The following is an 11,385-nucleotide window of genomic DNA, read 5'->3' as shown; positions in this document are numbered from 1 at the left end:
GCAGACACAAATCTGTGTGGTACATCAAATCCGTAACTCAGCCCGTTATGTAGTCTGGAAAGATAAAAAGGAGTTTTCTAAAGACATGAAACAGATTTATGATGCACCAACCAAACAAGCTGCAAAAGGAGCTTTGGAAGATTTTGCAAACAAATGGAATCATAAATATCCATATGCCGTAAAATCCTGGGAAGAAAACTGGGAGGAACTTACCGTCTTTTTTGACTTCCCCATTGAAATCAGAAAAATCATTTATACGACAAATTTAATTGAAAACCTCAATGGAAAAATTAGAAAATACACCAAAAATAAATTATCAGGAAGCAACCAAAAAATGGTCGATGCCAATCCGAAATTGGGGATTAATCCTCAATCAGTTCTTAACTATATTTGAAAAAAGGGTTCAACTTTAAGTAAAAAGTCAAACCCCGTTATTTTTAAACTTACACACTTTTTGGGATAGTGTCAGGGTTGCCAATGGCAACCCTTTTTATTACTTAGCATCAAATATTACGACTTAGTAAGCAACTTAGGCTTAGTGTTTTTAATCGCAACATTCTTATTTACAAAATTACTTTTTATATCTCCTAAAACATTCAATGCTTCATCAATATAAGCGTCTTTGGCTAATACATCATGCCAGTCTTTTCTTTTTTGAGCCAGCACACTATCTTTTTTCATCACTTCAATTTCACTAGGCAATGAAACAAAATTCAAGTTGTTCTTATAACTAGTTATTGCTTTGTATTTTTTAGTTACTTCTTCAATAGCTGCTACTTCTTTTTTATATTTATCAAGACTCAGACTTACAATATTGTCTTCTTTTCTATCATTGATCCATTTTGCATTTTCATCGATCAGTTTGAATTGAGCATTTTCAGCAATACGCTTCTGGCTATTAATCACAACTGTTTCGAAGTTTAAAACCGATTTTGTTGGCTGATATACAGCCTGATCAATTTTGTCCCATGGCATCGCATTGTGAACGTCTCTCTCCCCTATTTTAATATAAGAATAACGATCCGGCATTGGAATATCGCTTGTCACTCCTTCCAACTGTGTAGATCCACCATTAATACGGTAAAACTTCTGAGTAGTCGTTTTCAAAGCACCAAAATCTCCGAAAGTACTGTTCTTGATGAATTGATTCAGATCAATAACATTCTGAACTGTTCCTTTACCATAAGATTGCTTACTACCAAGGATAATTCCTCGTTTATAATCTTGAATAGCTGCTGCAAAAATTTCTGATGCGGATGCTGAGAAGTTATTTTGCAATACTACCAACGGTCCGTCCCACTGTACTTTTGAATCATGATCATTTAAAACTTCTTTCTTACCGTTTGACGATCTGATTTGCACAACCGGTCCTCTATCAATAAACAATCCGGTAATATCAACAACAGTCTTTAAAGAACCACCACCATTATCACGTAAATCCATTACAATACCTTGCACTCCAGCTTTTTTAAGTTTTTCAACTTCTGTTGCAACGTCTTTTGCAGCATCTCTGTTATCATCATTTTCAAAATCGATATAGAATTTTGGTAAATAAATAATTCCGAATTTTTTACCATTCTTTTCAACTACGCTTGATTTTGCATATGTTTCTTCAATTTCAACTACATCTCTCTTCAGTATAACAACCTGAATTGAACCATCCACTTTTTTAACCGTCAAACGCACTTCTGTACCTTTTGGTCCTTTAATCTTTTTCACTACATCATCCAAACGCATTCCAACAACTTCAACCGGTTCTGCTGCTCCCTGTCCAACTTTTAAGATGATATCTCCAGCTTCAAGCTGTTTACATCTCCATGCCGGACCTCCAGAAATCAATTCTGATATTTCTGTATGGTCATTCTTTTTTTGCAAACGGGCACCAATACCTTCAAGTTTTCCACTCATGCTGATATCAAACTTCTCTTTTTCTTCGGGAGCAAAATAGAAAGTATGCGGATCGAACTGTGTAACAATCGAATTCACATAAATTTCAAACCAGTTACTTTTCTCCAGCTCATCAATAAAATCGAAATATTCATTTAAAGATTTCAACGTTGATTCACGGGATTCTTTCTCCAATTGCTCATAAGTTTTAACCTTATAATTAGGATCTTTTGTTTTTTTACCTTCTTCAATCTCCTGTTTATCAACCAATGAAGCCAGAACTGAAAGTTTCATTTGCAAACGCCATCTGTTTTTTAAATCAGAATAATTTTTGGCGAAAGCAATTTTATCCGAATCAATATTTATTGTCTCGTCAACTTTAAAATCATAGGGTTTGTCATTTAAAGCCCTGTAAATTACTTTAGCTTCCGACATACGTTTTTGCAATTTGTCGTACACCAGATTAAAGAATGTAAGATCACGGTTTTTGATCATGTCGTCGATTTCATACTCATAAGGTTTGAATTCCTTGATGTCCGATTCAATAAAAAATCGTTTCGACGGATCGACTGCATCCAGAAAATCATCATAAACCCCTTTAGAAAACTTATCATCCATGGCTGTCGGACTATAGTGTCCTTTCTCAATCACGAAGGAAATCAAATCCAGAAGCATCTTATCTTTTTCCGGATCATGCTGTCTTTTAGGCATAAAACTCCATAAAAATGCCGATACAGCAACGACTGCAAGTATTACCTTAAAATTCTTTCTCATAAACATCCAAATTGCATTCATAATAGTTACTAAAGTACATAAAAAACCATGCCAACAAATAGTTCCTCACATAATTTTTTGTTAAAGCTGTAAAATTAAATAGTTACATATAAATTTACGTATTTTAGCCGTACTTTTTATATTAATTTTATCAACCGAAATGAAAAAACCCTTGATACTGGTTACTAATGATGACGGCATCACTGCTCCCGGAATTAGGACACTTATCGAAATTGTAAGAAATTTAGGCGATGTTGTAGTAGTAGCCCCCGACAGTCCGCAAAGCGGTATGGGACACGCCATAACCGTAAACAACACTTTGCAAATCAACAAAGTTTCAGATGAAGGCGCAGAAGTAACTGAATACACCTGCTCAGGAACACCGGCAGACTGTGTCAAAATAGCCAAAAACGAAATATTGAAAATTAAACCTGATTTATGTGTATCAGGTATTAACCACGGCTCAAACTCAGCGATTAACGTAATTTACTCGGGAACGATGAGTGCTGCCATTGAAGCTGGGATAGAAGGCATTCCTTCCATAGGTTTTTCCTTAGCTGATTTCAGTTGGAAAGCCGATTTTGAACCTGTAAAACCTTTTGTAGAAAAAATCATCAAAGAAGTTTTATCACAAAAATTACCCGATGGTGTCGTTTTGAATGTCAATTTTCCAAAACTTCCTAAAGATGAAATAAAAGGCATCAAAATCTGCAGACAAGCCCGTGCAAAATATGAAGAGAAATTTGACCGTCGTATTTCGCCATTTGGCAAGGAATATTATTGGCTGTCAGGTGAATTTGTAAACGAAGACAAAGGAGAAGATACTGATGAATGGGCTTTAAAAAATGGATATGCATCAATTGTTCCGGTACAATTCGATTTAACTGCCCATCATGCAATTCAACAACTTAATACTTGGAATTTATGAAAAAAGCTGATTTACTATTAGGAGTTCTGATAGGTTTTGCTGCAACTTTCATTGGCATTTTTCTGTTTTTTACACTATTCACCGATTTTAGTTTCGGAGAAGGAATACGAAACTACGAAGCTTTCGGATACTTAGGGAAAATTATCACCATTGGCGCAGTAATGAATTTAATTGCATTTTTCATTTTACTGAAAATCAACAAGGAAATGATGGCACGTGGTGTCGTTTTGGCAACAATTATTTTAACCGTAATCACACTTTTGGTTTAATGAAATATTATATCATTGCAGGAGAAGCTTCCGGAGATCTTCATGGCTCAAATTTGATGAAAAGCATTTTTCAGGAAGACAATAACGCCCAAATCCGGTTTTGGGGAGGCGATTTAATGCAGAACGCCGGCGGAACATTAGTCAAGCATTACAGAGATTTAGCCTTCATGGGATTTGCCGAAGTAGTGATGAACCTAAGAACTATCCTGTCTAATATAGACGTTTGCAAAAAAGACATATTAGATTTCAATCCAGATATTCTTATTTTTATAGACTATCCGGGTTTTAACATGCGTATCGCCAAATGGGCAAAAAAACTCGGTTTTAAAACCCATTACTACATTTCACCGCAAATTTGGGCCTGGAAAGAAAACCGGATCAAAGCCATCAAAAGAGATGTTGACAAAATGTATGTCATCCTTCCTTTTGAAAAAGATTTTTACGAAAAAAAGCATAATTATCCGGTTGAATTTGTTGGGCATCCATTAATTGATGCCATTCAAAACCGAACCTCGACGAATCCGGAGGAATTTAAAAAGGAACACCAGCTTTCAGACAAACCGGTTATAGCATTGTTACCAGGCAGCCGCAAACAGGAAATTGCAAAAATGCTTTCCGAAATGCTTTCTGTGGTTGACTATTTTCCTGATTATCAATTTGTTATTGCAGGCGCACCAAGTCAGGAATACTCATTTTACCAACAGTTTCTGACACAAAAAAACATTAAATTCATTTCAAATAAGACATATGATTTATTAAGTATTTCACATGCAGCCTTGGTTACATCCGGAACAGCCACTTTAGAAACTGCGCTTTTCAAAGTTCCCGAAGTTGTCTTATATAAAGGAAATTGGATTTCATACCAAATTGCCAAAAGGATCATCACATTAAAATACATTTCCCTTGTCAATTTAATTATGGATCAGGAAGTTGTCACTGAACTGATTCAGGATGAATGCAACCAGAAAAGAATAAAAGAAGAATTAACCCGTATTTTAAATCCGGAACATCGTTCATCACTTCTGGAGAAATACAGCGAATTGGAAACAAAATTAGGCGGAAAAGGTGCAAGCGCGACTACAGCTAAATTAATCGTATCAGCTTTAAAACAAAAATAAATTCACATCACCTACTGAATGTATAGTTTGAAAGAAATAAAATCCAGACTATACATTCTCTGTTTATTTAACAAAAATAAAAGCCTTTGACTATAAAAAATTAAAAAACATCAAAATATCCTTGTGTTTTTTGTAATTTAGCATACTCCCTCTTGCATTTCCGGAATTTAATAACTGATCCTCATTACTCTTTGTAATTTTCACTAAAATTAGACCATATGATTGGCAGGAATTTAAAAATACTCATTCTTGAAGACACAATAAGCGATGCCGATTTACTTACTTGGGAACTCAAAAAGTCTGATTATGATTTTGTTTTTGAAGTTGTTCAGAACAGGGAAACATTCATAAAAGCACTTAATGATTTCAAGCCAGATCTCATACTGTCTGATTTCAGCCTTCCTTCTTTTGACGGATTCAACGCATTCCAAATTAAGCAACAGGAAAAACCGGACATACCCTTCATTATCGTTTCGGGAGCAATTGGTGAAGAAAAAGCGGTTGAACTAATCAAAAACGGTGTTACGGATTATGTTCAAAAAGACAAACTGTTTACACTCAATCAAAAAATCAATAGGGCTTTAAAAGAAGTTGAAGAGAAAAATGAAAAGAAAATTGCTGAGGAAAAGATACGTACACAAAATAAAAAATTGCTCGAAATCGCTTTTCTTCAATCCCATCAGATTAGAAGACCGGTAGCAGACATCCTTGGCTTAATCAGTATTTTCAATTTTGACGAACCCTGCGACCCTGAAAATGTAGAAATTCTGACACGTCTGGAAACCACTGCAACAGATTTAGACGGTATCATCCGTGAAATAGTCGAAAAAACAAACGAAATTGAGTAAAACTATATTTTTCACTTCTTTACATTCTGCATAAAATACATTTCAATTATTTTTTTTTAAATTACACGTTCATTTCCATACTATATATTCAATTTTAGGCCGTCTTATTTGAAAAAAAACTCTCTCATATTAATCCTGTTTGCTTCTTGCATATTCAATCTGCAAAACAGTCTTAATGGCCAGAATCTGAAAAAAAGAGATTCACTTGAAAAGCGTGTCAAAAATGCAATATCTGACACGGACAAGGCAAATTCTATGGTTTTGTTAAGCAGCGAGTTGGCCCAATATGACATAAAAAAATCGAAATCATATGCAGAAACAGCTATAAAAATTGCCCGTAAAAACAATAATCCAAAAATTGAAGCTGAAGCATTATTAGTATTGGCAAGAATTGACAGAGCCCAAAACAATTATATTGTATCACTTAACAAAATCATTAGTGCCTTACGAAAGTTCGAACAGGTAAATGACACAACCGGACAGGCGAAATCCTATTTTGAATTAGGATACATCTACAAAGACATCGATAACTATCAAAAAGCAATCAATAACTTCACAAAATCACTTTCGCTTTACAAAAAAACAGGAGATGAAGCAAAAGTTGCCATGTGCCAAATGGTAATGGGACATGTAAATGCAGATCGGGCCTGGATATTAAAAGACACATCCTACTCACAAAAAACACACACACTATACACGAAAGCATTAAGTTATTACAAAAAAAACAAAGATGAAGAACGAATAAGTGTCTCCTTATTGAATCTCGCCAATCTGTATCTTGGCTATAACAGAATTCATCCTTCAAATACCTTTCTGGAAAAATCATTATTCTATTCCAATGAATCATTGAAGCTAAGTCTAAAGAACAATGATAATTTAAGATCAGCCATAAACATTGGCAATATCGCAGAAGCCAATTATGCACAGAAAAAATACAAAGAAGCATTACAAAATTATTTTAAAGCAAATAAGATGCTTAAAGAAACCGGCAATATAGACTTTACTCTCGGCACCCTATATTCGGTAATTAATGTTTACAAAGACCTCAAGATGTATGATAAGGCATTGGAGTATTCAAAGGAACATCTCAAAATAGCAAAAGCAAATAACTACATTGGTCAAATCAAGGACAATTATTTTACTGTTTCGGAAATATATTCTGCTCAGAAGAAATTCAGTGAGGCATATGAAAACAGACTCCTTTATGAAAAATATCTTGACAGTATTTTAGATGAACAAAAAGCCAAAGCACTTATCAAATCCCAAATCGAATTCGAATCCTACAACAAAGACAAAGAAATCCTTCTTCTCAGTAAGAATCAAGAATTACAGGGAAATAAACTAAAACAGGAAGAGCAAACCCGAAACTTTTTAATTGCCATCATTCTGTCGGTACTATTATTATTGTTGTTAATATACAGCCGCTTTATTATTAAGGCAAAAGCCAATACAATAATTGAAGAAAAAAACAAGCAGCTCGAAAAATTATCAATTGTGGCCCGTGAAACCGCAAACGGAGTTTTCATTACCGATGCAAATGGTAAAATTGAATGGTTTAACGAAGGATTTTCAAAACTCTTCGGCTGGGAAACCATAGAAGAATATATAGAAAAAAGAGGTGACAATATTTTCAAAGTAAGTGGCAACAATGACATTACAAATTTGATAAAAAAAGCAATTGACGAAAAAACTTCAGTTACTTACGAAAATCCAACACCGACAAAAGATAAAAACCAACTTTGGATTCAAACTACCCTTACTCCTATTTTTAACAAATCTGAACAGCTCACAAAGTTAGTTTTTGTTGAAACAGACATCAGCAAACTAAAAAACTCAGAAGAGCAATATCAGGAAGTAAACAAAGAACTGGAAGCATTTTCGTATTCTGTTTCTCACGATTTAAGATCACCGTTAAGAGCTATCAATGGTTATTCGAAAATTTTACAGGAAGATTATTCTTCAGACATTGGTCCCGACGGAACAAAAGCTCTTGGTGCCATTTTGAACAATTCCAAAAAAATGGGAGAACTTATTGACGACCTGCTCACTTTTTCACGACTGGGAAGAGCCGCACTAACCACTACTGAAATCAACATGGCAGCTTTGGTAAATACAACTATAGAAGAAGAAACAAACGGAAATCAGCAAAACATTAGATTTACACTAAACGAATTATTACCTTCGGTAGGCACACCATCATTAATCAAACAAGTATGGGTAAATTTAATATCCAATGCCATAAAATTCTCAACAATAAAATCGAATCCGCATATTGAAATTGGATCTTATCCTGACAAAGAAGATTTTGTCGTTTATTATGTGAAGGATAACGGAGCAGGATTTGATATTCAATATTATAATAAACTTTTCGGGGTTTTTCAAAGACTTCATTCCCAAAACGAATTTGAAGGAACGGGAATTGGTCTTGCAATCGTACATAAGATAATCCAAAGACACAACGGAACTGTCTGGGCCGAATCAACATTAAACGAAGGCTCCTGCTTTTATTTCAGTTTGCCAAAAAATAACATTTAATTTGAAATGCGATGAATTATAATGATGTAGAAATTTTATTTATTGATGACAATCTTGACGATGCAGCACTCACGTTACATGCGCTCAAAAAAGGAGGTGTTACCAATACCGTCTTTCATGTTAAAGACGGTGCTGAAGCATTGGATTTCATGTATTGTAAAGGTGATTTTTCCAATAGAAATATCGACAGTCAGCCAAAATTAATCCTGTTGGATTTAAAAATGCCAAAAGTATCAGGAATTGAAGTTTTGGAAAAATTAAAATCAGATGGTCACCATAAAACGGTGCCAGTTGTCGTTTTAACTTCTTCGAAAGAAGACCCTGATGTTAAAAAATGCTATGAACTTGGTGCCAACAGTTACATTGTAAAACCTGTGGAAAGCGTTAGTTTTTTCAACACAATTAAAGATCTTGGATTATTTTGGATGAAAATAAACCTGAGTCCTAAATAAAATAATCGCAATCCTCTTAAACTCAAATGGAATTGAAATCAAAATGACAAAACAATTAAAAAATCTTATTCTTGTCGATGATGACGATATCATGGTTTTTTTAACCAAAAGGCTGGTAGCTAAAACCAATTTGGCAAAGCTAAGTCAGGTCTTTGGCAATGGGGAAGATTTAATCAATTTTCTTAAAGAAAATCAAGACAAACCGGAAGTTCTTCCGGAAGTTATCTTTCTCGATTTATTCATGCCTGTAATGGACGGATGGGAATTCTTGGAAGAGTATGACCAGATTAAACCTGTACTCTGCAAAGAAATCACCATATACGTTATTACATCTTCAGTTTCATCAACAGATTTTAATAAAGCAAAAAAGAATAAGCATGTTTCCGATTACATTGTAAAACCAATGGATAAGGAACAATTCACAGCAATTATAAAAAGTATATAACTCCTCTGGTTAACTAACACTTTTTCTATTCTTGGAGAGCAAATAAAATTAAGTAATTTCCTACTAATTTGTATTTTCGTATAATGAAGATACTTGATTTCCCAATAGTAAGAATTACGGCCTGGTTAATAATTGGCATACTTTCGGCAAACTATCTGAACATCCATTACTTTCCCGCTACTATTTGTTTATCCACAGCCCTATTGTTTTTTATATTTACCTACTTCAAAACTCTGAAGAAAAATAAAAACCAACAATGGTTTGGCATTACGCTTTATTTGCTCTTCTTCAGTATAGGTTTAAATCTTATTGCTTTTCATAATCCCAGTCTGAAAAAAAATCACTTTTCACAAAATCAACTGAATTACGGAACAACACATCATTTCTCAGTTGTTATCTCCGAAAAACTAAAAAGTACAGAGAAGTACAACCGCTATATTACAGATTTACAAAAAATTGACAATCAAATCCATAACGGAAAAATACTTTTAAACATCCGTAAAGATTCAAATAAAACAAATTTAACCATTGGGTCTAAACTTCAGATTAAAGATCAATTAGCCGAAAATTTCAAACCCAACAACCCAGATCAATTTGATTATGGTAATTATTTAAAAAACAAAGGGATATATGGACAAATCCATACCGAATCATCTCAAATAAAAATAAGTAGTATAACTGTCAAAAATTTGCGCTATTACGCGGCATTTTTCAGAGATAGAATCATAAAAAAATTATCTAATTCCGGCTTCAAAAAAGAAGAACTGGCAATGATCACAGCATTGATTTTGGGACAGCAACAAGATATTAATCAGGATATTCTAAGAGATTACCAATATGCAGGTGCTGTTCATATTTTATCGGTATCAGGTTTACATGTGGGCTTCATTTTGTTATTCATCACTTTTATCCTGAAACCGTTACCCAACACCAATAAGGCAAATTTAATCCGAATTACACTCACCCTTGTCTCATTATGGCTCTTTGCGATTGTAGCCGGACTTTCGCCTTCGGTTATCCGATCCGCAACAATGTTCAGCTTTATGGCAATTGGTAAATCCATAGACCGCCAGAGCAATACCTTACACACCACTATCGCTTCATTATTCTTAATACTCCTGATTGAACCTTTATTTTTGTTTGACATTGGGTTTCAACTGAGTTATCTGGCTGTTTTGTTTATTCTTTGGCTTCAGCCTGTTTTACAAAACATCTGGACGCCAAAAAACATTGTACTGAAATATTTTTGGGACATAATTACCGTTTCGTTTGCAGCACAGATAGGCACACTTCCCCTTAGCATTTATTATTTTCATCAATTTCCCGGATTATTTTTCATAACCAATTTAATATTGATTCCCCTACTTGGTTTTGTCATTATGCCCTTGGGCACACTATTAATTATTTGTACATCATTCAACTGGGTACCAAGTTATTTGGCTAAGCTGGTTGAAATCACCATAAAAATCATGAATCAGTTTATCAATTGGATTGCTTCACTGGAAGGTTTTATATGGAAGGAAATTCCATTAAACAATAGTATACTATTGCTAAGTTACATCGTGATTTTAGCTTGGTTTATTTGGTTCCAAAAACCGAATTTCAGAAAATTGGCTTTTGCATTAGGCAGCATACTTTTATTACAGACGGCATACACTTTTACCCAATGGAAAGAAGAGAATAAAACGGGGTTCATTGTATTTAATGCAAAAGGTAAATCGATCATTGCAGAAAGGAAAGGCAAAAAGATTAAATTGATGTGTAATGACGCAATTCTGAGAGACAGCTTTGAACAAAAAATACTTCAGACGTATGCAACCGCAAATTTCTGTACGTTGACAATTCCAAAACCAATACCGAATTGTTTATATTTTAATAACCAAAAAATTCTCTTTGTAGATCAATCGGGTACCTATAAAATCTCAGAAAAAGCAGATGTTATTATTTTAAGCAACTCACCAAAAATAAATTTAGAACGGCTTTTTACTTTATACAAACCTAAAATTGTCATTGCTGACGGATCCAATTACAAAACACATATTGATGTTTGGAAAGTGATATGTGCCAAAAACAAAATCCCTTTTCATAGTACGTATGAAAAGGGATTCTATAAATTATAGTAAAACACT

The 11,385-nt window shown here is 34.1% G+C and carries 9 protein-coding genes and 1 pseudogene; 9 read left to right on the top strand and 1 reads right to left on the bottom strand.

Going from position 1 to position 11,385, the window contains the following annotated elements:
- Positions 1–413: pseudogene (locus NAT51_RS13470) on the top strand (transposase); the annotation flags it as partial.
- 97 nt (positions 414–510) lie between these two features.
- Here the strand turns inward: NAT51_RS13470 and NAT51_RS13465 are convergent.
- Positions 511–2,682: a carboxy terminal-processing peptidase gene (locus NAT51_RS13465; RefSeq protein ID WP_250599467.1), complete on the bottom strand. Its 2,172-nt coding sequence runs from the start codon at positions 2,680–2,682 to the stop codon at positions 511–513.
- A 139-nt stretch (positions 2,683–2,821) separates the two neighbouring features.
- Between NAT51_RS13465 and surE the strand changes: the two genes are divergently transcribed.
- From surE to NAT51_RS13425, 8 genes are all read left to right on the top strand, one after another.
- Positions 2,822–3,589, top strand: coding sequence for a 5'/3'-nucleotidase SurE (gene surE / locus NAT51_RS13460; RefSeq protein WP_250599465.1), 768 nt, complete (start codon positions 2,822–2,824; stop codon positions 3,587–3,589).
- Positions 3,586–3,858 (top strand): hypothetical protein, encoded by a 273-nt coding sequence (locus tag NAT51_RS13455; protein WP_250599463.1) that lies wholly within the window; start codon positions 3,586–3,588, stop codon positions 3,856–3,858. Before surE ends, NAT51_RS13455 begins: the two co-directional genes overlap by 4 nt.
- Complete coding sequence (lpxB, locus tag NAT51_RS13450) at positions 3,858–4,976, top strand: lipid-A-disaccharide synthase (protein WP_250599461.1); 1,119 nt, start codon at positions 3,858–3,860, stop codon at positions 4,974–4,976. Before NAT51_RS13455 ends, lpxB begins: the two co-directional genes overlap by 1 nt.
- 218 nt (positions 4,977–5,194) lie before the next feature.
- Positions 5,195–5,824, top strand: coding sequence for a response regulator (locus tag NAT51_RS13445; protein WP_250599459.1), 630 nt, complete (start codon positions 5,195–5,197; stop codon positions 5,822–5,824).
- Between the two features lie 108 nt (positions 5,825–5,932).
- Complete coding sequence (locus NAT51_RS13440; protein ID WP_250599457.1) at positions 5,933–8,359, top strand: ATP-binding protein; 2,427 nt, start codon at positions 5,933–5,935, stop codon at positions 8,357–8,359.
- An 11-nt stretch (positions 8,360–8,370) separates the two neighbouring features.
- The gene (locus NAT51_RS13435; RefSeq protein WP_250599455.1) at positions 8,371–8,811 is read left to right on the top strand and encodes a response regulator; all 441 of its coding nucleotides are present in this window, start codon (positions 8,371–8,373) and stop codon (positions 8,809–8,811) included.
- Positions 8,812–8,854: 43 nt separating this feature from the next.
- A complete protein-coding gene (locus NAT51_RS13430; RefSeq protein WP_250599453.1) occupies positions 8,855–9,256 on the top strand; it encodes a response regulator in 402 nt (133 codons plus the stop codon).
- A gap of 83 nt (positions 9,257–9,339) precedes the next feature.
- Positions 9,340–11,376 (top strand): ComEC/Rec2 family competence protein, encoded by a 2,037-nt coding sequence (locus NAT51_RS13425; protein WP_250599451.1) that lies wholly within the window; start codon positions 9,340–9,342, stop codon positions 11,374–11,376.
- The last annotated feature ends 9 nt before the right edge of the window (positions 11,377–11,385 follow it).

The organism is Flavobacterium amniphilum (assembly GCF_023634845.1).
Lineage (GTDB): Bacteria > Bacteroidota > Bacteroidia > Flavobacteriales > Flavobacteriaceae > Flavobacterium > Flavobacterium amniphilum.
This window is presented reverse-complemented; position numbering and strand designations above follow the sequence as displayed.

What these genes read in the sequence shown, in the direction of transcription:
- NAT51_RS13465 (WP_250599467.1), bottom strand. Translation starts at nt 2,682, where the DNA reads ATGAATGCAATTTGGATGTTTATGAGAAAGAATTTTAAGGTAATACTT.
- surE (WP_250599465.1), top strand. Translation starts at nt 2,822, where the DNA reads ATGAAAAAACCCTTGATACTGGTTACTAATGATGACGGCATCACTGCT.
- NAT51_RS13455 (WP_250599463.1), top strand. Translation starts at nt 3,586, where the DNA reads ATGAAAAAAGCTGATTTACTATTAGGAGTTCTGATAGGTTTTGCTGCA.
- lpxB (WP_250599461.1), top strand. Translation starts at nt 3,858, where the DNA reads ATGAAATATTATATCATTGCAGGAGAAGCTTCCGGAGATCTTCATGGC.
- NAT51_RS13445 (WP_250599459.1), top strand. Translation starts at nt 5,195, where the DNA reads ATGATTGGCAGGAATTTAAAAATACTCATTCTTGAAGACACAATAAGC.
- NAT51_RS13435 (WP_250599455.1), top strand. Translation starts at nt 8,371, where the DNA reads ATGAATTATAATGATGTAGAAATTTTATTTATTGATGACAATCTTGAC.
- NAT51_RS13430 (WP_250599453.1), top strand. Translation starts at nt 8,855, where the DNA reads ATGACAAAACAATTAAAAAATCTTATTCTTGTCGATGATGACGATATC.
- NAT51_RS13425 (WP_250599451.1), top strand. Translation starts at nt 9,340, where the DNA reads ATGAAGATACTTGATTTCCCAATAGTAAGAATTACGGCCTGGTTAATA.